Genomic DNA, 20,498 nt, shown 5'->3' on the forward strand with positions numbered 1-20,498 from the left:
CTCAGCCGTCCGCAGGTAGGTCGACTCGCTCGTGGCGCTCATGCTCAGTTGCTCCCAGCGTTCTCAAGTTTGTCCGCGTCCTCGTCCATGATCTCCTCACGGTTGAGGCCGTTGTCGAGCTGTCCCTCGTTGCCCTTGGCCTTCAGCTCGGCGATGTGCCGGTCGTACTCCGCCTGCTCGACGACCTTGACGTTGAAGAGCATCTGCGAGTGGTAGGCGCCGCACAGCTCGGCGCACTTGCCCTGGAAGGTGCCGGTCTGGGTCGGCACGACCTGGAAGCGGTTGACCTTGCCCGGGATCATGTCCAGCTTCTGGAGGAAGGCCGGGATCCAGAACGAGTGGATGACGTCGCGCGCGGTGAGCTGGAACTCGACGCGCTTGTTGACCGGCAGGTACAGGGTCGGCAGCGTCTCCTCGACACCCGGCTCACCCGTCAGCTGGGCGTGGGTGCCGGTCTCGTAGACCTGCTCGTTGACGTAGTTGAAGTCCCAGCTCCACTGCTTGCCGACCGCGTTGACCACGACGTCGGGCTGCTTGGAGGTGTCGAGCAGCGCCGACTCGTCGCGCTGGGTGTAGAAGAAGAGCACCGCGATCATCAGGACCGGGACGACGGTGTAGAGGATCTCGAGCGGCACGTTGTAGCGCAGCTGGACGGGCAGCGTGCCGTCGTCGTCACGCCGACGCCGGTAGGCCACGGCGCACCACAGGATCAGGCCCCACACGAGGACGCCGACCGCCAGGGCCGCGATCCAGGACCCGACCCAGAGGTTGGTCACGCGCTCGGCACCCTCGGTCGCCCCCCGCGGGAGGAGTCCGTCCTCCACCCGTCCGGCGCACCCGGTCAGGGCCAGCGCGCTGAGGCCGGCGGTCGCCGCCGTGAACCAGGTCCGACGCCCTCGCGGGCGCGGCACAGAGTCGTCGTGCGGACGCAACGGTGCACCTTCTTCTGACGAGAGACCAACCACGCGGCAAACCCTACTCCAGCCCGTTCCGTGAGTCCGGTCAGGGTGGGACTAACGTCGGGGTGTGGCGAACACCCGTGGCGAGCGCGCGATCCTCGACGCCGCAAGCACCCCGATGCACCCCCTCGCGCGCGACACCCTCATGGCCGCACTCGACGCCGGCTGGGCCGATCCACGGCGCCTCCACGCGGAGGGTCGCGCTGCCCGCCGGCTGCTGGACCAGGCGACCGAGGTGCTGGCCTGGGGCCTTCGCGTCCGTCCCTCCGAGCTCTCCTTCGCCCCGTCCGGCTCGGCCGCCGTGCGGTTGGCCGTCGACGGGGTGCTGCACAGCGCGCGCCGCCGCGGCTCACGACTGGTCGCCACCGCGGTGGAGCACTCCGCCGTGCTGGCCCCCGCGCGCTACCGTGCCGCGCAGGCGCAGGACGAGACGCTCCTCGCCGAGGTGCCCGTCGACCACGCCGGCCGGGTCGACGTCGACGCGCTGGCCGCCGCCCTGGACGCGCCGGGCACGGTCGCCGCCGCGGTGCAGCACGCCAACGGCGAGGTCGGCACCCTTCAGCCGCTGGCCGCCGCGCTCGAGCGGTGCCGGGCCGCGGGCACACCGCTCGTCGTGGACGCCCAGTCGTCGCTGGGCCGGGTGCCGTCCCCGGACACCTTCGACGTGCTCGCCGGTGACGCGCAGTCGTGGGGTGGTCCAGGCGGCCTGGGCGTGCTGGCCGTGCCCGAGCGCACGCGCTGGGCACTGCCCGGTCCCTCCGGCGAGCCGGGATACGGCCGCAGCGGGCACGTGCCCTGGGTGCCTCTCGCGCTGGCTGCCGCGGAGGCCTGGCAGCAGACCGGTGCGGCCCTGGACGAGGAGACGACCCTGGCCCGAGCCCTGGTGGACCGGGTGCGCGCCACCGCCGCTGCCGTGCCCGACGTCGAGGTCGTGGGCGATCCCGATGAGCGGCTCCCGCACGTCGTCACGTTCAGCGCGCTGTACGTCGACGGGGAGGCCCTCGTGCACGAGTTCGACCGGCGGGGCTTCGCGATCGCCTCGGGGTCGGCCTGCACGGCGAGCACGTTGGAACCGAGCCACGTGCTGGCGGCGATGGGGGTGCTGACCCACGGCAACGTGCGGCTCACCCTGCCGCTCGCGTCGGTCTCCCCCGCTCGCGCCGAACACGTCGAGCGGTTCTGCGCAGCGCTTCCCGAGGTCATCGCCTCGGTGCGCGCCCAGCTCGGCGCGGAACACCTGTGAGGGATGACCCGGTGGACGGTGGCGCGGCCGAACCACCGGAGGCGGCCACCGTCGTCGACGCCCGGGGCCTGCGCTGCCCCCTGCCCGTGATCCGGCTGGCCCAGGCCGCCCGGGGACTGCCCGCGGGGTCGCTGCTGGAGCTGTGGGCCACCGACCCCGCCGCCCGGGCCGACGTCCCGGCGTGGTGCCGCATGCGCGGGCACGAGCTGGTGCAGGTCGCACAGGCGGCCGGCGCCGGGGCGCCGGGCGCAGAAGGCGGGCACACGGCATACCGGGTCCGCCTGGCGGACCCCCGGCACTAGTCCTCGTTGGCCCCGATGCGGACCTGCGGCACCTGCAGCGCGCGCTCGAGGCGACGCAGGTACTGCTCGCGCGGCATGTCCTCGATGCCCAGGGTGCGCAGGTGGTCGGTGGCCCACTGCACGTCGATGACGCGGTCGGGGTGGCCGTCGGCGAAGAAGAAGCCGGTCAGCGCCACCAGCGCCGCCTTGGAGGCGTCGGTGACGGAGTGGAACATCGACTCCCCCGCGAACAGGCCGCCGACGGCGACCCCGTACAGCCCTCCGACGAGCTGGTCGTCCTGCCAGGTCTCGACGCTGTGCGCCCACCCCATCCGGTGCAGCGTCCCGTAGGCGAGGCGGATCTCGCTGGTGATCCACCGGCCCTCCCGGCGCGGGTCGGCACAGCGCTCCACGACCTCGTCGAAGGCGCAGTCCACGCGGAACTCGAACCGCCGGCAGGACTTGCGCAGCGACCGGCTGACCGAGATGCGGCCCGGCAGCAGCACGCCGCGCGGGTCCGGCGACCACCACCCCATCGGCCGGGCGCCGTCCTCGCCGAGCCCCATGGGGAACACGCCGCTGCGGTAGGCGGCCAGGAGCGTCCCGGGTGCCAGGTCGCCGCCCACGCCCACGAGGTCCTCACCCGGGTCGACCTCGGTGAGGTCGAAGTCCCAGGGACTCGCGGCGGGTTCCTGCGGCGGCCAGGGCACGCTCAGCTGCCTACGGGGCGAGACAGGTGATGTGGGGCTCGATGGCGTCAGCCGAGTCCTGGCCGTAGGCGTCCGCGAGGCGCGCGAGGAAGCGCGCCTTCCCCAGGGTGTACTCCTGCGTGCCGACCGTCTCCAGGACGTAGGTCGCGAGCATCGACCCGAGCTCCGCGGCGTGCTGGTGGCTCAGGTCGGCGGCCAGGCCGGTGAGGAACCCGGCCCGGAAGGCGTCGCCCACCCCGGTGGGGTCGAGCCGGCGCACCTCGCGGGCCGCCTTGACCTCGATCGGCTCCTGACCGCGGGTGGCGATCACCGCGCCGTCCTTGCCCCTCGTGATGACGCGGGTCGTGACGCGGTCGGCGACCTCCTCCGGCGACCAGCCGGTCTTCTGCGAGGTCAGCGCCGCCTCGTACTCGTTGGTGAGCAGGTAGTCGGCCCCGTCGATGAGCTGGCGGATCGTCTCGCCGTCGGCGAACGCGAGCTGCTGGCTCGGGTCGGCGGCGAAGGGGATGCCCCGGGTGCGGCACTCCTGCGTGTGGCGCAGCATCGCCTCGGGGTCGTTGGCTCCGATGACGACCAGGTCGAGCCCGCCGACGCGGTCGGCCACCGGCTGCAGCTCGATCTGGCGCGCCTCGGACATCGCCCCGGCGTAGAAGGTGGCGATCTGGGCCATGTCGTCGTCGGTGGTGCAGACGAAGCGGGCCGTGTGCCGGGACTCAGAGACGTGCACCGACTCGCAGTCCACGCCGTGCCGCTCGAGCCAGCTGCGGTAGTCGGCGAAGTCCTCCCCCACGGCCCCGACGAGGACCGGTCGCTGGCCCAGGTTGGCCATACCGAAGGCGATGTTGGCGGCCACTCCCCCGCGCCTGACCTGCAGGTCCTCGGCGAGGAACGACAGCGAGACCTTGTCGAGCTGCTCGACGACGAGGGAGTCGGCGAAGCGTCCCTTGAACGTCATCAGGTGGTCGGTGGCAATGGATCCGGTGATGGCGACGCGCACACCCGCAACCTACCGCCAAAGCGCGCGGATGCCGCGGGCGCACCTTCCCGTGCCGGGTGGCGGCCAGGGCGACGCCGGGTTCGGCTACCGGCAGGTGTTACCTCGTGGTACCGGTGTGTCGACCCGGCCCCCCCACCTACGGTCGAGTCATGAGCACCCCCACCGAGTTCCCCACCCCTCGCGAGGGCCTGGACAACGGCAGCATCACGGAGCTGGCGATCGACGGCAGCGCGGTCGAGGTCGAGGTCGTACGGCCCCGCCCCCTCGGCGGCGCGCACCGCGACATCGAGGTGCCGGACGACGCGTCGGCCCTGGTCGAGGGGATGGAGGCCTACGGCGCCTGACCGCAGCACGTCGAAGGCCTCGCACCGGTGCCGGTGCGAGGCCTTCGACGTGATCGGGCGCCGGGTCGGCGCCGGCCGGCTCAGCTGAAGCTGTCGCCGCAGGCGCAGGAGCTGCCCGCGTTGGGGTTGTCGATCGTGAAGCCCTGCTTCTCGATGGTGTCGGCGAAGTCGATCGTCGCACCCTCGAGGTACGGCGAGCTCATCCGGTCGACGACGACCTCGACACCGCCGAAGTCGCGCACGAGGTCTCCGTCGAGGGTGCGCTCGTCGAAGTAGAGCTGGTAGATCAGGCCGGAGCAGCCGCCGGGCTGCACGCCCACGCGCAGGCGCAGGTCGTCGCGGCCCTCCTGCTCGAGGAGCGACTTCACCTTGTCGGCGGCGACGTCGGTCAGGATGACGCCGTGGGCAGGTGCCTCGGTCGTGGCGTCCGCGGCGACCGGGGTCTGGTCCTGAACACTCATCGGGTTGCGTCCTTCATGTCGTCGGCGTTGAGTCTGCGTGCATGCAAACCCGCGGTCTGCGGGAATTGTTCCCCGCGCTGCCTAGGGTACGTCGTCCTCAGCGCTGGGGTGACCAGGTGGCCGCCACCCGGGCTGCACGGGCCGCCAGGGTGCCCACCGGGTCTGCCACCGCCGCCTCGACCTCCTCGGGGGTCTCGGCCACGGCATACGTGCCGGAAAGGCCGAGCGTCATGGCCTCACGGCGCCCGACCAGGGTCTGTCCGGCGATGACGACCGCTGGAGTGGCCGCCTCGAGCGCGGCCCGGGCGACGCCGGCGACGACCTTGCCACGCAGGCTCTGCCAGTCGAAGCTGCCCTCCCCCGTCACGACGAGGTCGGCGGCGCCGATCACCTCCGGCAGGCCGACGGCACGGACCACCTCGTCGACGCCGCTGACCCGGCGCCCGCCGAGCAGCATCAGCCCGTAGCCCAGCCCTCCGGCAGCACCGGCCCCGGGCTCGCGGTCGAGGCGGCGCGCCTGGCCGGTGATCAGGTCCGGCACCTCCGGCAGCGTGCGGCGCACCACCTCGGTGAAGCGGCCGAGGGCTGCCTCGAGCGCCTGGGCGACCTGCGGCGAGGCGCCCTTCTGCGGGGCGTAGACGGCCGAGGCGCCGTGGAAGCCCAGCAGGGGCGAGTCCACGTCGGTGGCGACGAGCAGCTCGATGCCGGCGAAGCGCTGACGCACCACCTCGAGGCCGTGCAGCGCGCCGTCGTCGAGGTCGGCGAGCGCGAGTCCGCCACGGGCCAGCGCGCTGGCGCTGCCGGCCCCCAGGCTGGCGAGCATGCCCGCGCCGCCGTCGTTGGTGCCGCTGCCCCCGAGGCCCACGACGACACGTTCGGCGCCCTCGCGCAGGGCGGCGTCGAGCAGCTGTCCCACGCCCCAGGTGCTCGTGACGGCCGGGTTGCGCTCGTCCGCCTCCAGCAGGTGCAGCCCCGCCGCCTGGGCGGACTCGATGTAGGCGGTGGGCACGCCGTCGTCGGCCTCGCGGACGAGCAGGGCGGCCGGCACCTCGCGCCCGAGTGGGTCAGCGGCCGTCGTGAGCACGGTCCGGGACTCGCGAAGGGCGGTCGCGAGGACGTCGATGAAGCCCGGCCCGCCGTCGGAGAGGGGCATCAGCGTCAGCAGGTCGTGTGGCGCAGACCGCCGCCAGCCCTCGGCCATGGCCTCCGCCGCCTGCGTCGCGGTGAGGGTGCCGGTGAAGGAGTCCGGCGCGATGAGCACGTGCACGAATCGGACTGTACTCGCGGGGGGCCGCCGTCAGCGGCCGCCCCGGGAACCGGCGCGCGAGCGGGTCGAGAAGGCGGCGGCGCCACCGCCGCCGCCCCGGCTGCCGCCCGAGGGGCGTGCGCGCTCGCCGCCCCCCGACCCGGGGGTGGAGGTGCTGTATGCCGTGGTCGAGCCGCTGCGCGCGGCTCCCCCGCCGCTGCGGGCGCGCCCGGACCGGCCGGGCTGCTGGGCCTGGCCCTGCTTGGCGCGGCCCGTCTGGCTGGCCTGGCCCTGCTTGGCGCGGCCCGTCTGGCTGGCCTGGCCCTGCTTGGCGCGGCCCGTCTGGCTGGCCTGGCCCTGCTTGGCCCGGCCCTGCTTCGGCTGACCCTGCTTGGCCTGGCCGTCGCCCTGGTCGAAGACGATGCCCCCGGGGAAGCTGCGGTGGCCGGGTGCGACCTCGAGCAGCAACGGGTGCGAGGCGTCGAGGCGCGTGGTGGTGGGGCGGATCCCCGCCTTGCGGGTCAGGTCGCGCACGTCGGCGACCTGATCGGCCGTCATGAGGGTCACGACCGTGCCGGCCGCCCCGGCGCGGGCGGTGCGGCCCGAGCGGTGCAGGTAGGCCTTGTGCTCGACCGGCGGGTCCGCGTGCACGACGAGCCCAACGTCGTCGACGTGGATGCCGCGGGCGGCGATGTCCGTGGCGACGAGCGTGGTGGCCGTGCCCCCGTGGAAGGCGTCGAGGTTGCGCGTGCGGGCGTTCTGGCTCAGGTTGCCGTGCAGTTCGACCGCGGGCACGCCCGAGGAGTTGAGCTGCTTGGCCAGCTTCTTGGCACCGTGCTTGGTGCGGGTGAAGACCACGGTCCGGCCGGGAGCCGCGGCCAGGTCCAGCAGCACGGGGAGCCGGTCGTCCTTGTGCACGTGGAAGACGTGGTGCGCCATCGTCGCGACGGGCGACTGCGCCGAGTCCGCCTCGTGGGTCACCGGGTCGGTCAGGAAGCGCTTGACCAGGACGTTGACGCCCGCGTCGAGGGTGGCGGAGAACAGCATCCGCTGGCCGGTGCGCGGCGTGCGCTCCAGGATGCGGCGCACCCCGGGCAGGAAGCCGAGATCGGCCATGTGGTCAGCCTCGTCGAGCACGGTCACCTCGATGCTGTCGAGGCTGACATGCCCCTGCCCGATCAGGTCCTCGAGACGGCCGGGGCAGGCGACGACGACGTCGACACCCCGACGCAGCGCGCTGACCTGGGGGTTCTGGCCGACGCCGCCGAAGACGGTCTGGCTGGTGAGCCCGAGCGGGCGGGCCAGGGGGGCCAGGGCGGTGTCGATCTGGAGGGCCAGCTCGCGGGTGGGGGCGAGGACGAGCGCCCGGGGGCGCTGCGAGCGGCGCGGGGTGCCGCTCGCGGCCAGGCGGGCCAGCAGCGGCAGGAGGAAGGCGTAGGTCTTGCCCGAGCCGGTGCGCCCGCGGCCGAGCACGTCACGGCCGGACAGGGAGTCCGGCAGGGTGGCCGCCTGGATGGGGGTGGGCACGGTGATGCCTGAGGCCGCAAGCACGTCGGTCAGCGCGGCAGGCACGCCGAGGTGGGCAAAGGTGGTGTCAGCAGACACAGGGGTACTCCCGAGGTTGTGCTCTCGAACAGAGCTGCTCACCAACAGATGAGCGCGGGTCGTTCTGCCCGGCGCGAGCCGTCACGGGTCGCGGCGCATGAGCATCGACATGAGAAGGCGGCCCGAGGCAGAACGGAGCGGACCGCGTGCCACCCACCCTACCGCGGCGCCGACAGACGCGCTGACCACGGCACCGATCTATGAGAACCCGGGCGAATGGCGCACACTGGACTGATGCGCCCCCGACAGAAACAGCCCGACCGGCCCCGCCCCGCCAACAGCCCGTTCCGCTCCGAGGCGACACCCATCCACCCGGAGTACGCCGTCGACGACCGGGTCACCCACGACCGCCACGGACTCGGCCGCGTGGTGCGTGTCGACGGCGACCGGGTCAACGTGCGCTTCGGCTCCCAGACGGTGAGCGTGGCCGTCTCCAGCCCGCGCCTGCACCCGCTCTGAGCACGGGGCCGGAGGCGTCCACGGGTATCCCCGGGCGGCAGACCGGCGCCACGGGGTGTGACACGATTCCACCGTGAGCACCACCGCAGACCCCGCCGCCCGGGCAGGCGCCCCCCTCCCCCTGCTGGTCCTGGGCCACGGCCGCGACCTGGCCACCGAGCGGGGCGTCGAGTGCCCCGGCGACCTCCCGGCCCCCTCTGAGCCCGGCCTCGTCGAGCGCGCACGGGCCGCCCGAGCGGCCCTCGGTGAGAAGGTGTTCGTCCTCGGGCACCACTACCAGCGTGACGAGGTCATCGAGTTCGCCGACGTGACGGGCGACTCGTTCAAGCTCGCCAAGGAGGCGGCGGCGCGCCCCGAGGCACCGTGGATCGTCTTCTGCGGCGTGCACTTCATGGCGGAGTCGGCCGACATCCTCACCAGCGACGAGCAGACCGTGATCCTCCCGGACCTCGCCGCCGGCTGCTCGATGGCCGACATGGCCCAGATCCACCAGGTCGAGGACGCCTGGGACGACCTCGTCGAGGCCGGCGTCGCCGACGACACCGTCCCCGTGACCTACATGAACTCCTCCGCCGCGATCAAGGCCTTCACCGGCCGGCACGGCGGCACCATCTGCACCTCCTCCAACGCCAAGAGCGCTCTGTCGTGGGCCTTCTCGCAGGCCGGTGACGGCCGGGTCGAGGGAGGCACCGGCAAGGTGCTCTTCCTGCCGGACCAGCACCTCGGCCGCAACACCTGGGCCCGTGACCTCGGCGGCTCCCTCGAGGACTGCGTGGTCTTCGACCCGCACCGGCCCCTCGGTGGGCTCACGAAGCAGCAGCTGCAGGACGCCCGGATGATCCTGTGGCGCGGCCACTGCTCGGTGCACGGCCGGTTCACGCTCGAGGCCGTCGAGCAGGCGCGGCGGGAGATCCCCGGCGTCAAGGTCATCGTCCACCCGGAGTGCCGACACGAGGTCGTCGAGGCGGCCGACGCCGTGGGCTCCACGGAGAAGATCATCAAGACCATCGCCGCCGCTCCGGACGGCACCAAGTGGGTGGTCGGCACCGAGCTCAACCTCGTCAAGCGGCTCGCGGCCGAGTTCCCGCGCCAGCAGATCGCCTTCCTCGAGAAGAACGTCTGCTACTGCTCGACGATGAACCGCATCGACCTGCCCCACCTCGTGTGGGCGCTGGAGTCCCTCGTCGACGGCCGGGTGGTCAACCCCATCCGGGTCGACACCGAGGTGGCGCACTTCGCCCGCGTCGCCCTCGACCAGATGCTCGCCCTGCCGGGCGAGACCCACCGCGACTAACCGGTATGCCGTGGGCGCGCCGTGGGCGGGCCCGTCAGCTCCTCCACCGTGAGGGTGAAGCCGCGCGCCCGCAGCCGCTCGACGAGCACGTCGCCGAACGCGGTGGCGGGGGTGAGCACGCCGGCACGCGTAGGCAGGCGCGGCTCGTCCTCGGCCAGGCACAGCGCAGACTCCGCGAGCATGACGGCCGTGCCGGCATACCCGGGATCCGCCTGGGCCGCCACGACCGCGAGGTAGCGCCGCCCGGTGGAGGTCGCCGTGCGGACCTCCATGCGGAAGCTGCCGCGCCGGCGCACCTCCTCGCTCGGCCCCTCGCCGGGTGACGGGAGCAGGAAGCCGAGCAGCGGGCGGGTCAGCGGGTTGGCCATCCCCACGACCAGGGCGCCGAGTCCGGCTGAGACTGCGGCCGCCCGCAGCTGTCCGGCGCGTCCCCTGCCGCAGGCCATCCGTTCGCGGTAGCGGAACCGGCGCCCGTACGCGTGGGCCGCCAGCGCACTGCTGCGGCGCACGATCCGGGTGTTGAACGAGCCCATGACGAAGGGCGCCGTCCACTGGCCCGTCTCGCCGTCGCGCATCACGCCGCTGACATCGCTCTGGCGCCCCAGCTGCGGCTCGGCCTCCCGGTCCGGACTGAGGGCGTAGGGGTCGAGGACGACACGGCGAGCCGCGGCGTCGGAGGCGGCCGCCGCCACCATGGTGCGCATCGACTCGACCGTGCCGCCGCTCACGCCGCCACGCAGCTGCCGCACGAGCAGCGTGGTGTCGCCGAGGTCACCGGCGCCGTCGGCGGCGGCCCGCTCGTGGAGCATCAGCACGCCGAGGTCGGAGGGCACCGCGTCGAACCCGCAGGCCGTGACCAGGCGGGCGCCGGTCTCCTGCGCCGTGCCGTGGAGCCGGTCGACGAGCTGGCGCACGAAGAGCACCTCGCCGGTCAGGTCGGCGTAGTGGGTGGCCGCCTCGGCACAGGCCCGGGCCAGCCCGAAGCCGTGGCGGGCATAGGGGCCCACCGTCGTCGCGACCACGCGCGTCGAGCGGGCCAGCCGCTCCAGCGCTGCGTCGTCGCTGCTGTCGGCGACGACGAGCGGCCAGTCGCGGGCAGGCCCGGGAAGGGTGGCTCGCAGGTCCTCGAGCCGGGTCGCGCTGCGCCCGGCCAGCGCGATGCGCAGGTGCCGCGGCGCGTGGACGGCGAGGTCTGCGGCGAGCAGCCGCCCCACGAAGCCGGTGGCGCCGTGGACGACGAGGTCGTGCTCGCGCTCGCTCACCGGCGCCGCTCGCGCGGCTGGTGCCCCTCGGCCACCTGCTCCTCGGGTCGCGGGGGCCCAGGCGGGGTGCCGTCACCGAAGGGCCGTCCTCCGAGCGCCTCGCGGCCGTGGGGCAGCAGCCATCCCGACAGGTCCGGCCCCTGGGGGATGATGCCCGTGGGGTTGATGTCGTGGTGGACGACGTAGTAGTGCGCCTTGATGTGCTCGAAGTCGACCGTGTCGCCGAATCCCGGCGTCTGGTAGAGGTCGCGCGCGTACGCCCACAGCACCGGCATCTCGCTCAGCTTGTGCCGGTTGCACTTGAAGTGGCCGTGGTAGGCCGCGTCGAACCGGACGAGGGTGGTGAAGAGCCGCACGTCGGCCTCGGTCACGGTGTCGCCCACGAGGTAGCGCTCGTCGCGCAGCCGGTTGGTGAGCCAGTCGAGCGTGGTGAACAGCCGGTCGTAGGCCTCGTCGTAGGCCTGCTGCGTGCCGGCGAAGCCGCAGCGGTAGACGCCGTTGTTGACCTCGGAGTAGACCCTCCGGTTGACCTCGTCGATCTCCGGCCGCAGGTCCTCGGGGTACAGGTCCGGGGCCCCCTCGCGGTGGAGGTCCCGCCACTGCGTCGAGAAGTCGAGCGTCATCTGCGCGAAGTCGTTGGTGACGACCTTGCCCGAGGCGATGTCCACCATGGCCGGCACGGTGATGCCTCGTGGGTAGCCGGGCTGACGCGCCTCGAAGGCGTCCTTCAGGCGCGGGATGCCCAGCACCGGGTCGACGCCGCCGGGGTCGAGGTCGAAGGTCCAGCTGTCCTCGTCGTGGGTGGGTCCGCAGACCCCCATGGAGATGGCGTCCTCGAGGCCGAGCAGCCGGCGGACGATGATGGCCCGGCTGGCCCACGGGCAGGCCCGCGAGACGACCAGCCGGTAGCGACCCGGCTCGACCGGCCACGCGTTCTCGCCGGAGGCGTCGGCGGTGATGCGGTCGTGGATGTAGTGGGTGTCGCGCTCGAAGGTCGGCTCGACGTAGCCCTTGCGGGTCGTGCTGGTCGCTGTCTCGGCCATGGCCAGAACCTAACCCGGGCGCCCCGTCCGCGCCCGCCCGTCCGTCAGCGGGGCATGGCCCCCAGACGGGCCAGCAGGAGGGCCTCGGCCTCGCAGACCCGCTGGAACTCGCCGAGGTGCAGCGACTCGTTCGCGCCGTGCGCGCGCGCGTCGGGGTCCTCCACGCCGGTGACGAGGATCGCCGCGTCGGGGAACCGCTCGGCGAAGGCCGCCACGAACGGGATCGACCCTCCCACGCCGATGTCGACGGGCTCGACGCCCCAGGCGTCGGTGAAGGCGGCGCGGGCCTGGTCGTAGACCGCTCCCGTGGCGTCGGCGGCGAAGCCGGGGCCCTGGTCGTCGAGGCGCAGCTCGACCTTCGCACCCCAGGGCGTGTGCTTCTCGAGGTGGCGCTGCACCGCGGCATACGCCTCCTTCGGGTCCTCGTCGGGCGCGAGGCGGATCGAGATCTTGGCGCTCGCGCTCGGCACGAGGGTGTTGGAGCTCGTCGCGACCGACGGGGCGTCGATGCCGATGACGGTGGCGGTCGGCTTGTTCCAGATGCGGGTGAGCAGCGAGCCGGTGCCGATGACGTCGACGCCGTCGAGCAGGCCCGACTCCTCGCGCAGCCGCGCCTCGTCGTAGTCGAGGTCGGCGGCGACGCCGGAGCGCAGGCCCTCGATCGCCACGTCGCCGTTGTCGTCGTGCAGGCTGGCGAGCAGGCGCACCAGCGGCATCATCGCGTCGGGCACGGCCCCGCCGAACATGCCGGAGTGGACGCCGTGGTCGAGGGTCGTCACGGTGACGACCACCCGGATCAGGCCTCGCAGCGTCGTGGTGAGGGCCGGCTCGCCGATCGCCCAGTTCATCGAGTCGGCCAGCACGATGGCGTCGGCGCGCAGCTTCTCGCCGTGGCGCTCGAGGATGGCCGGCAGCGACTCGGAGCCGATCTCCTCCTCCCCCTCGACGAAGACCGTGACGCCGACGGGCAGGTCGCCGCGGTGGGCGCGCAGGGCCGCGAGGTGCGCCATGATGCCGGCCTTGTCGTCGGCGGCGCCGCGCCCGTAGAGACGGCCGTCGCGCTCGGTCGGCTCGAACGGCTTGCTGTCCCACAGCTCCTCGGCGCCGGTCGGCTGCACGTCGTGGTGCGCGTAGAGCATCACCGTCGGCGCTCCGGGCGGGCCGTTCACGTGGCCGATCACCGCGGGTCGGCCGCCCTCGCGCACGATCTCCACCTCGAGACCCTCGGCGCGCAGCAGCTCAGCGGTCGCCTCCGCGCTCGCCTCGACGTGCGCCTGGTCGAAGGCGTCGAGGGAGATGCTCGGGATGCGGGTCAGCGCCTCGAGGTCGGCCCGGATCCCGGGCATGAGCCCGGCCACGGCGGCCTTGAGGTCGGCGATCTGGTCAGCGGTGAGGACGTCGGCGGTCACGGCGGGGAGCCTAGTGGGTGCCGTCGGTGGCGATGCGGGAGAACCCGGCCGCACGGCATACAGTTGGCCCGTGTTTGGACGCAACAAGACGCTGAACGAGCAGCAGGCCGAAACCGTCGCCCGCCCCGAGCGGGAAGGCGCGAAGAACCGGCCCACGCCGAAGCGACGCGAGCAGGAGGCGGCGCGCAAGCGTCCCCTGGTGGTGGCCGACCGCAAGGCCGCCAAGCGTGACGAGCAGCGGGGGCGCCGCGAGGCGTCGGCGCGCATGCGCCAGGCCATGCTCACCGGCGACGAGGCGCACCTGCCGGCTCGCGACAAGGGCCCCGAGCGCCGGTTCATCCGCGACTACGTCGACGCCCGGTGGAACGTCGGCGAGTTCATGCTCCCGGTCATGCTGGTCGTGCTGGCGCTGTCGTTCGTGCGCCAGTCGTGGGCGCTGCTCATCGTCTTCGTGGCCGTCTACGGTGTCCTGCTGGTCGCGGTGGTCGACGCCGTGCTCATGTGGCGCAAGGTGAAGAAGCGCCTCGTGGCCAAGTTCGGCGCGGACCACCTCCCCCGCGGCGGCGCGATGTATGCCGTGATGCGCGCCTTCCAGATGCGCCGCTCCCGCATGCCGAAGCCCCAGGTGGCGCGCGGGCAGTACCCCTCCTGAGCCGCTGCGGGCGGCGCACGCCCCACCTCCGGCGGCCCGCCTGCTGCTCGCCCCTACTCGGCGGGCTGCAGCGCCATCGGGCCGTAGACGAGCTGCCCGTCGCGGTGGAGGCTGACGGCGTCGACGCCCTTGGCCGCGAGCTCGTGCCACGTCTCGCCGAACCAGTTCTCGGCGTCGGACTGCGACGGGAAGGCCGTGGTGGGCAGCCCCTCGCCGCTCATCTCGTTGGCCTCGGGGTCCAGGTAGGTCCAGGTCCACGCTTCGCTCATGTGCCCACTGTAGGCCGGTGGGGAGAGCCGGCGCCTCAGGTGCTGGCAACCCCCGCGGAGTCGAAGGTCGCGACCTCCGTGAGCAGGCGCGCCGCAGACTGGACGAGCGGCACCGCGAGCGCCGCGCCGGAGCCCTCGCCGAGCCGCAGGCCGAGGTCGAGCAGGGGCTCCATGCCCAGGTGGTCGAGGGCTGCCCGCGCGCCGGGCTCGACGGAGACGTGGCCGGCCACCCAGTAGCCGGCCGCGGCCGGGCTGACCGCGCTGGCGACCAGGGCCGCCGCGACCGCGATGACGCCGTCGAGCACGACGGGCACCCGGCGCGAGGCCGCCCCGAGCATGAAGCCGGCGAGGGCCGCGTGCTCGAGCCCGCCGACCTCGGCCAGGACGGCCAGAGGCTCGGAGCGGTCGAGCCGGGCGAGCGCGCGCTCCACCACGGCCGTCTTGCGCTCGAGCATCGCGTCGTCGATGCCCGTGCCACGCCCGGTGACCTCCCCCGGCTCGCTGCGGGTCAGTGCGGCGACCAGGGCCGCCGAGGCGGTGGTGTTGGCGATGCCCATGTCGCCGGTGACGAGAAGGTCGGCGCCGCCGTCGACGAGGTCGTGGGCCACGGCGATGCCGGCCTCCAGCGCCTGCCGCGCCTCGGCCCGGGTCATGGCAGGCCCCTCGGCCAGGTCCTGCGTGCCGTGGGCGACCTTGCGGTGCAGGAGGTTGGGTGCGGGGGGCAGGTCTCTGGCCACCCCGACGTCGACCACCGTGACGCTGGCCCCGGCCTGCCGCGCGAGGGCGTTGACGACGGCACCGCCGTGCGCGAGGTTGGCCACCATCTGCGCGGTGACCTCCTGCGGCCACGGCGTGACGCCCTGCGCGTGCACCCCGTGGTCGGCGGCGAACACGGCGATGGCCGGGCGCAGCGGCACCGGTGGCGGACAGGTCCGGGCGATCCCGGCGAGCTGCGCGCCGAGGTCCTCCAGGCGGCCCATCGACCCCGGGGGCTTGGTGAGCTGGCCCTGGCGCGCGTCGGCCTCGCCGACCGCCCGCCGGCAGATGGGCGAGATGGCCTCGAGGGTCTGGGACAGCAGCGACATGGCACTCCTTCGTCGATGGCGCGGGCCACCCTAGGCGCGGTGGTGCCTGCACGGCATACCCGGGTCGCGTGGGAGCGAGATCACTTTGACAGCACCGCGGGGCGGGTGGGACGGTTCGCACGTCGAACCAGCCCTTGGTGAGGGGAAGCCGGTCAGAGTCCGGCGCTGTCCCGCAACCGTAGGTCGTCCCTGGCATCCCACCGGGGCGACGAGCCGGAGCACCTGCCCTGGGCCTCGACTCCATCAACAAGTCCGTCGTGGAATGCGGACCGGAGTCAGGGACGTCGCCGGCAGGTCGGCCACGTCTCCTCGCCGGTCGCGAGGAGGAAACCATGTCTCGCACCACCCGGCCCGTCGTGGCCGTCCCGTCCCTGGTCGCCGCCGTGCTGCTCGCGCTGGTCGCGGCCGTCGTCGCCCCGGCTGCCCCCGCCAGTGCCGCGGCCTACCGCTACTGGGGCTACTTCCAGCTCCAGGACGCCACCTGGGCCTTCGCCAGCAAGGGCGCCGACCAGCTCACCCCCGCCGACGGCTCCGTCGAGGGCTGGCGCTTCGCCGTCGCCGGCGAGACCGACGCGCGTATGCCGCGTGCGACCGCCAGCTTCGACGACCTCTGCGGTGACGCCGCCGCCGAGGCCGGGAAGAAGCGCGTCGGCGTCGTCATCGACTACGGCCGCGCCGCCGACACCGAGGACGGCAAGCAGCCCCCGGCCCCGGTCGGCCGGTGCGCGGTCGTCGACACCAAGGCCACCGGCGCCGAGGTGCTCGCCGCCGTCGCGTCCGTGCGCGCCGAGGGCGCCATGATCTGCGGCATCGACAACCACCCCGCCACCGGCTGCGGCGGTGAGGTCAAGGTGGTCAGCCCCGAGGCCAAGGCCACCGACACCCCGGTGCAGCTCGCGGCCGCGACGCCGTCGGCCGACGCCGCGCAGGCCCCCGCCGACGACGCCGACCAGGGCGGCACCAGCGCACTGACCTACGCCGCCCTGGCGATCGTGCTCGCCGTTGTCGCGCTGCTCATCACCGCCGCCGCGCGCCGCCGGCGCGCCAACTGAGGCGGCTGGCACTCCACCGTGGCTCCCCGGCTCGGCCCCACTCCCCTCCCCAGGCTGCTGCACCCCGCGGCCTGGTGGGCCTGGGGTGTGGGGCTGGCCGTGGCCGCGTCGCAGACGACCAACCCGCTGCTGCTGGCACTCATCGTGGCCGTCGCGGCCTGGGTGGTCCTCGAGCGGCGTGAGGTGGGGGCCACCAACTCCCTGGTCCCCTTCCTGCTGGTCGGGCTCTTCGCCATCGCCCTCAGGGTGGTCATGGTCGGGCTCCTCGGTGGCGGGGTCACCGGCCGGGTCGTGCTCCTCCGGCTTCCCGAGGTGCCCCTGCCCGCCTGGACGAGCGGGGTCCGCATCGGCGGTGCGGTCACCCTCGAGGGCCTGCTGGCAGCGGTCTACGAGGGCCTTAGGCTGGCGGCCATCCTGGCCTGTCTGGGCGCCGTCAACGCCCTCGCGAGCCCACGTCGCCTGCTGCGCTACGTGCCGGCCACCCTCTACGAGGTGGGCACCGCCGTCGTCGTGGCGCTGACGTTCGCGCCGCAGATGGTGGACGACGCAGCCCGGGTCAGGGCCGCCCGCCGGCTGCGGGGCCACTCGGGGAGGGGCCTGCGCGAGCTCGGCCGCCTGGCCGTGCCGGTGCTCGTCGGTTCCCTCGAACGCTCCCTCAGCCTGGCCGCCTCCATGGAGTCGCGCGGCTACGGCCGGGTCGTGCGCCGCAGCGCCACCTCGAGCCGGCTGGCGGCGCTGTTCACCCTCGTCGGGCTGATCGGCGTGGTCGTCGGCCTGTACGGCCTGCTCGACGCGACCAGCCCTGCGGTGCTGGGCGTCCCGATGCTCGTCACCGGCGTGCTGTGCGCGGCCGCCGCCCTCGTGGTGGGGGCCCGGCGCGATCCCCGCACGCGCTACCGCCGCGACCCCTGGGCCGGGCCGGAGTGGCTGGTCTCGCTGAGCGGACTCGTGCCCGCCCTCGTGCTCACCGCAGGCGCCGTGCTGGCCTGGCGGGGCCTGGTGCCACAGCAGGTTCCGGCAGCCCTGCCACCGGTACCCCTCGGTATGGTTGCGGCGATCGCCGTGGCTGCCCTGCCGGCGGTCGCCGCCCCAGTCCCTCCCCTACTCGCCCGCGCACGTGAGGCAGCCACATGATCGAGTTCGATGCCGTCGGCGTGAGCTACGCGGACGAGGGCGGCACGGGCGCCGACGCGACGGACACCGCGACCACGGTCTTCACCGGGGCGAGCTTCCGCGTGCCGGAGGGTGAGCTGGTGCTGGTGGTCGGCCCGACCGGCTCGGGGAAGTCGTCGCTGCTGCGCTGCATCAACGGCCTGGTTCCCCACTTCTCCGGCGGCACCCTGCACGGCACCGTGCGGGTGGCCGGCCGCGACACCCGCACCCACCGCCCGCGCGACCTCGCCGACCTCGTCGGCTTCGTGGTGCAGGACCCGATGTCGTCGTTCGTGACGGAGACGGTCGAGGAGGAGATCGCCTACGGCATGGAGGCACTCGGGGTGGACGCCACCGCGATGCGCCGCCGTGTGGAGGAGACCCTCGACCTCCTCGGGCTGGCCGACGTCCGCGGCCGCCCGCTGCGCGACCTCTCCGGCGGACAGCAGCAGCGCGTGGCCATCGGTGCGGTCCTCGCTGCCGGCCCGCGCATCCTGGTGCTCGACGAGCCGACCTCGGCGCTCGACCCGGTGGCGGCCGAGGACGTGCTGGCCACCCTGCACCGCCTCGTGCACGACCTCGGCATCACGGTCGTGGTCGCCGAGCACCGGCTCGAGCGGGTGATCCACCACGCCGACCACGTGGTCCTCATCCGTGACGGCCGGGTCTCGGGCCTCCTCGACCCAGCCGAGGCCATGGTCACCTCCCCGATCTACCCGCCGATCATCGGCCTCGGGCGCGCCCTGCGGTGGTCGCCGCTCCCGCTGTCGATCCGTGACGCCCGGCGCCGCGCCGGCGACGTGCGGGACAGCCTGTCCGCCCTCGTGCCGACACCCGCCGAGGCGGCCTCCGCGGGCGGCGCGCCCCTGGCCGAGGTCGAGGGCCTGACGGTGCGCCGCGGGCCCGTCGTCGCCCTGCGGTCGGTGAGCCTGGCCGTCGGCGGCGGTGAGGTCGTGGCGGTCATGGGCCGCAACGGCGCCGGGAAGTCGACCCTCCTCGCCGCGCTGGTCGGCCAGGTCCGCCCCGTCACCGGGACGGCTCGGCTCGGCTCGCTCGACCCCGCCAGGGCGCAGCCTGCGCAGATCGTGCGCCGAGCGGGGATGGTGCCGCAGGACCCCTCGCTGATCCTGTACGCGGAGTCCGTCGGGGACGAGTGCGCAGCCGCCGACCGGGACTTCGCCCTGCCCGCGGGCACCACTGCTGCGGTGCTCGGCCGCATCGCCCCGGGCCTCGACCCCGCCCAACACCCGCGGGACCTCTCCGAGGGGCAGCGCGTCTCGCTGGCCCTGTCGGTGATCCTCGCCTCCGAGCCGGAGGTCGTGCTGCTCGACGAGCCCACCCGGGGGCTGGACTACGCCGCCAAGCGCCGCCTGGTGGAGGTGCTGCGCCAGCTGGCCGGCCGGGGGCACGCCGTCGTGCTGGCCACCCATGACGTCGAGCTGGCCGCAGAGGTGGCCTCGCGTGTGGTCGTCCTGGCCGAGGGCGAGGTCGTCGCCGACGGCAGTGCCCAGGCGGTGCTCTCGGGCTCCCCCGCCTTCGCGCCCCAGATCTCGAAGATCCTGCACCCCCTGCACTTCCTGACGGTCGACCAGGTGGTCGCCGCGACCGGGGCCGCCTCGTGACCGCACGGCGGTGGCAGCAGGGCGTCGTCATGGCGCTGGTCATGGCGGTCGGGGTCGTGGCCTTCGGCTGGCCGTTCCTCGTGACACCGGGCTCGGAGATCTCCCAGCTCGGCCACTCCGGCGACGCGTCCCTCCTCTTCGTGGCGCTGATGGCCCTGCTGGCCCTGGTCCTGCTGGCCGAGATGTCCTCCGGGCGGCTCGACGCCAAGGGCGTCGCCGTGCTCGGGGTCCTTGCCGCAGCCGGGGGCGCGCTGCGGGTGCTGTCGGCGGGCACCGCCGGTCTGGAGCCCATGTTCTTCCTCCTGGTCGTCGCCGGCCGGGTGCTCGGCGCGAGCAAGGGCTTCCTGCTGGGAGCGCTGGCCCTGCTGGCCTCCGCCTTCCTCACCGCGGGGATCGGCCCCTGGACGCCGTTCCAGATGCTCGCGTGCGCGTGGGTGGCCATGGGCGCGGGGTTGCTGCCGAGGGCGTCGGGCTGGACCGAGCGGGTGGTGCTTGCCGGCTACGGCCTGGCCTCGGGCATGGCATACGGTGCCGTCATGAACCTCTGGTTCTGGCCCTTCATGGGCGGTACCGCACCCGAGGGCGCCGGCTACGTGCCGGGCGCGGGTGCCGCCGCCAACCTCACCCACTACACCGTGTTCTACGTGCTGACCTCCCTGGCGTGGGACCTGCTGCGCGGCCTGCTCACCGCCGCCCTGACGCTGCTCGCCGCCGCGCCGGTGCTCCGTGTCCTGCGCCGGGCCCTGCGGCAGGCGCGCTTCGACGCCCCCGTGCGGTTCGCGACCCGGTCATGACGACGACGCTGGTCCTCGGCGGCGTCCGCAGCGGCAAGAGCCGGTATGCCGAGCAGCTCCTGCGCGAGCGCGAGAAGGTCACCTTCGTCGCGCCCGGCTACCCCGCGGACCCCTCCGATCCGGAGTGGGCGGCACGGGTCGAGAGCCACCAGGCCCGCCGGCCCGAGAGCTGGACGACCCACGAGACGCTCGACCTCGCCGGTGCCATCCGGGAGGCCACCACCCCGCTGCTCATCGACTGCCTGGGGCTGTGGCTGACCCGCTTCATCGACGGCATCGGCGGCTGGGACAACCCGCGCGAGTCCTCGATCGCGGTCGCCTGGGCCCTGCGAGACCTGACCGACGCGTGGTGCAACGCCCCGACCGACATCGTGGCCGTGACCAACGAGGTGGGGCTCGGGGTCGTGCCCTCCACCCCCGCCGGTGGCCTCTTCCGCGACGAGCTGGGTCGCCTCAACGCCGCGCTCTCGGCCCGCAGCGACCACGTCTTCCTGGTGGCCGCAGGACGGGTGCTCGACCTGAGCGACGCCCCCGTCGTCGGCGAGTGAGCGCCGGCCCG

The 20,498-nt window shown here is 73.8% G+C and carries 22 protein-coding genes and 1 riboswitch; of the genes, 11 read left to right on the top strand and 11 right to left on the bottom strand.

The features are described from left to right. Positions 1-44: 44 nt before the first annotated feature. Positions 45-911, bottom strand: coding sequence for a cytochrome c oxidase subunit II (gene coxB, locus P2F65_RS01575; RefSeq protein WP_275803473.1), 867 nt, complete (start codon positions 909-911; stop codon positions 45-47). Positions 912-1,026: 115 nt separating this feature from the next. Here coxB and P2F65_RS01580 point away from each other — a divergent pair, with 115 nt between their 5' ends. Next, positions 1,027-2,202 (top strand): aminotransferase class V-fold PLP-dependent enzyme, encoded by a 1,176-nt coding sequence (locus P2F65_RS01580; protein WP_275803475.1) that lies wholly within the window; start codon positions 1,027-1,029, stop codon positions 2,200-2,202. A gap of 11 nt (positions 2,203-2,213) precedes the next feature. Further along, complete coding sequence (locus tag P2F65_RS01585; RefSeq protein ID WP_275803477.1) at positions 2,214-2,504, top strand: sulfurtransferase TusA family protein; 291 nt, start codon at positions 2,214-2,216, stop codon at positions 2,502-2,504. On the opposite strand, the gene aat is transcribed toward P2F65_RS01585, so the two are convergent. After that, a complete protein-coding gene (aat, locus tag P2F65_RS01590) occupies positions 2,501-3,193 on the bottom strand; it encodes a leucyl/phenylalanyl-tRNA--protein transferase (RefSeq protein WP_275803479.1) in 693 nt (230 codons plus the stop codon). The genes P2F65_RS01585 and aat overlap by 4 nt on opposite strands. Positions 3,194-3,203: 10 nt before the next feature. Then, entirely contained in the window at positions 3,204-4,190 is a 987-nt protein-coding gene (locus tag P2F65_RS01595; protein ID WP_275803481.1) for a carbohydrate kinase family protein, read from the bottom strand. Positions 4,191-4,339: 149 nt separating this feature from the next. Between P2F65_RS01595 and P2F65_RS01600 the strand changes: the two genes are divergently transcribed. Next, positions 4,340-4,534 carry a hypothetical protein gene (locus tag P2F65_RS01600; protein WP_275803483.1) on the top strand — a complete coding sequence of 65 codons (195 nt, stop codon included), beginning with the start codon at positions 4,340-4,342 and terminating at the stop codon, positions 4,532-4,534. 80 nt (positions 4,535-4,614) lie between these two features. On the opposite strand, the gene P2F65_RS01605 is transcribed toward P2F65_RS01600, so the two are convergent. The 3 genes from P2F65_RS01605 to P2F65_RS01615 all read right to left on the bottom strand — a co-directional run bounded on the left by P2F65_RS01605 (position 4,615) and on the right by P2F65_RS01615 (position 7,846). Next, positions 4,615-4,995, bottom strand: a complete 381-nt coding sequence (locus tag P2F65_RS01605; RefSeq protein ID WP_275803485.1) for an iron-sulfur cluster assembly accessory protein — start codon at positions 4,993-4,995, stop codon at positions 4,615-4,617. Between the two features lie 97 nt (positions 4,996-5,092). Beyond that, positions 5,093-6,262 carry a glycerate kinase gene (locus P2F65_RS01610; RefSeq protein ID WP_275803487.1) on the bottom strand — a complete coding sequence of 390 codons (1,170 nt, stop codon included), beginning with the start codon at positions 6,260-6,262 and terminating at the stop codon, positions 5,093-5,095. Between the two features lie 30 nt (positions 6,263-6,292). Then, positions 6,293-7,846, bottom strand: coding sequence for a DEAD/DEAH box helicase (locus tag P2F65_RS01615; protein ID WP_275803489.1), 1,554 nt, complete (start codon positions 7,844-7,846; stop codon positions 6,293-6,295). A gap of 234 nt (positions 7,847-8,080) precedes the next feature. Here P2F65_RS01615 and P2F65_RS01620 point away from each other — a divergent pair, with 234 nt between their 5' ends. Next, complete coding sequence (locus P2F65_RS01620) at positions 8,081-8,305, top strand: hypothetical protein (protein ID WP_275803491.1); 225 nt, start codon at positions 8,081-8,083, stop codon at positions 8,303-8,305. 73 nt (positions 8,306-8,378) lie between these two features. Further along, a complete protein-coding gene (gene nadA, locus P2F65_RS01625; RefSeq protein ID WP_275803493.1) occupies positions 8,379-9,599 on the top strand; it encodes a quinolinate synthase NadA in 1,221 nt (406 codons plus the stop codon). On the opposite strand, the gene P2F65_RS01630 is transcribed toward nadA, so the two are convergent. The 3 genes from P2F65_RS01630 to P2F65_RS01640 are packed head-to-tail and all read right to left on the bottom strand — an operon-like array spanning position 9,596 to position 13,313. Beyond that, complete coding sequence (locus P2F65_RS01630; RefSeq protein ID WP_275803495.1) at positions 9,596-10,861, bottom strand: saccharopine dehydrogenase NADP-binding domain-containing protein; 1,266 nt, start codon at positions 10,859-10,861, stop codon at positions 9,596-9,598. The genes nadA and P2F65_RS01630 overlap by 4 nt on opposite strands. Beyond that, positions 10,858-11,904 carry a glutathione S-transferase C-terminal domain-containing protein gene (locus P2F65_RS01635; protein WP_275803497.1) on the bottom strand — a complete coding sequence of 349 codons (1,047 nt, stop codon included), beginning with the start codon at positions 11,902-11,904 and terminating at the stop codon, positions 10,858-10,860. Before P2F65_RS01635 ends, P2F65_RS01630 begins: the two co-directional genes overlap by 4 nt. 44 nt (positions 11,905-11,948) lie before the next feature. Continuing rightward, positions 11,949-13,313 carry a dipeptidase gene (locus P2F65_RS01640; protein ID WP_275803499.1) on the bottom strand — a complete coding sequence of 455 codons (1,365 nt, stop codon included), beginning with the start codon at positions 13,311-13,313 and terminating at the stop codon, positions 11,949-11,951. Positions 13,314-13,383: 70 nt separating this feature from the next. On the opposite strand from P2F65_RS01640, the gene P2F65_RS01645 reads away from it, so the two are divergent. Beyond that, positions 13,384-13,965 carry a DUF3043 domain-containing protein gene (locus P2F65_RS01645; protein WP_275803501.1) on the top strand — a complete coding sequence of 194 codons (582 nt, stop codon included), beginning with the start codon at positions 13,384-13,386 and terminating at the stop codon, positions 13,963-13,965. Positions 13,966-14,018: 53 nt separating this feature from the next. Here the strand turns inward: P2F65_RS01645 and P2F65_RS01650 are convergent, their stop codons facing one another. Continuing rightward, a complete protein-coding gene (locus tag P2F65_RS01650; protein WP_275803503.1) occupies positions 14,019-14,234 on the bottom strand; it encodes a hypothetical protein in 216 nt (71 codons plus the stop codon). Positions 14,235-14,269: 35 nt separating this feature from the next. Continuing rightward, on the bottom strand, positions 14,270-15,319 hold the full coding sequence (gene cobT, locus P2F65_RS01655) for a nicotinate-nucleotide--dimethylbenzimidazole phosphoribosyltransferase (protein ID WP_275803505.1): 1,050 nt from the start codon (positions 15,317-15,319) through the stop codon (positions 14,270-14,272). A gap of 82 nt (positions 15,320-15,401) precedes the next feature. Next, positions 15,402-15,564: riboswitch (cobalamin riboswitch) on the top strand. Between the two features lie 87 nt (positions 15,565-15,651). Here cobT and P2F65_RS01660 point away from each other — a divergent pair. From P2F65_RS01660 to P2F65_RS01680, 5 genes are read left to right on the top strand one after another with little or no spacing between them, the layout of a single operon-like run. After that, a complete protein-coding gene (locus P2F65_RS01660; RefSeq protein WP_275803507.1) occupies positions 15,652-16,371 on the top strand; it encodes an SCO2322 family protein in 720 nt (239 codons plus the stop codon). Between the two features lie 18 nt (positions 16,372-16,389). Then, entirely contained in the window at positions 16,390-17,505 is a 1,116-nt protein-coding gene (locus tag P2F65_RS01665; RefSeq protein WP_275803509.1) for an energy-coupling factor transporter transmembrane component T, read from the top strand. Beyond that, positions 17,502-19,145: an ABC transporter ATP-binding protein gene (locus P2F65_RS01670; protein ID WP_275803511.1), complete on the top strand. Its 1,644-nt coding sequence runs from the start codon at positions 17,502-17,504 to the stop codon at positions 19,143-19,145. The genes P2F65_RS01665 and P2F65_RS01670 overlap by 4 nt, the downstream gene beginning before the upstream one ends. Then, positions 19,142-19,939, top strand: a complete 798-nt coding sequence (locus tag P2F65_RS01675; RefSeq protein WP_275803513.1) for an ECF transporter S component — start codon at positions 19,142-19,144, stop codon at positions 19,937-19,939. Before P2F65_RS01670 ends, P2F65_RS01675 begins: the two co-directional genes overlap by 4 nt. Continuing rightward, the gene (locus P2F65_RS01680) at positions 19,936-20,487 is read left to right on the top strand and encodes a bifunctional adenosylcobinamide kinase/adenosylcobinamide-phosphate guanylyltransferase (RefSeq protein WP_275803515.1); all 552 of its coding nucleotides are present in this window, start codon (positions 19,936-19,938) and stop codon (positions 20,485-20,487) included. Before P2F65_RS01675 ends, P2F65_RS01680 begins: the two co-directional genes overlap by 4 nt. Positions 20,488-20,498 lie beyond the last annotated feature (11 nt).

It is taken from the genome of Knoellia sp. p5-6-4 (genome assembly GCF_029222705.1).
Taxonomy (GTDB): domain Bacteria; phylum Actinomycetota; class Actinomycetes; order Actinomycetales; family Dermatophilaceae; genus Pedococcus_A.

Coding starts and splice junctions, on each gene's coding strand:
- P2F65_RS01600 (WP_275803483.1), top strand. CDS start 4,340: ATGAGCACCCCCACCGAGTTCCCCACCCCTCGCGAGGGCCTGGACAAC.
- P2F65_RS01605 (WP_275803485.1), bottom strand. CDS start 4,995: ATGAGTGTTCAGGACCAGACCCCGGTCGCCGCGGACGCCACGACCGAG.
- P2F65_RS01620 (WP_275803491.1), top strand. CDS start 8,081: ATGCGCCCCCGACAGAAACAGCCCGACCGGCCCCGCCCCGCCAACAGC.
- P2F65_RS01635 (WP_275803497.1), bottom strand. CDS start 11,904: ATGGCCGAGACAGCGACCAGCACGACCCGCAAGGGCTACGTCGAGCCG.
- P2F65_RS01650 (WP_275803503.1), bottom strand. CDS start 14,234: ATGAGCGAAGCGTGGACCTGGACCTACCTGGACCCCGAGGCCAACGAG.
- cobT (WP_275803505.1), bottom strand. CDS start 15,319: ATGTCGCTGCTGTCCCAGACCCTCGAGGCCATCTCGCCCATCTGCCGG.
- P2F65_RS01660 (WP_275803507.1), top strand. CDS start 15,652: ATGTCTCGCACCACCCGGCCCGTCGTGGCCGTCCCGTCCCTGGTCGCC.
- P2F65_RS01670 (WP_275803511.1), top strand. CDS start 17,502: ATGATCGAGTTCGATGCCGTCGGCGTGAGCTACGCGGACGAGGGCGGC.
- P2F65_RS01680 (WP_275803515.1), top strand. CDS start 19,936: ATGACGACGACGCTGGTCCTCGGCGGCGTCCGCAGCGGCAAGAGCCGG.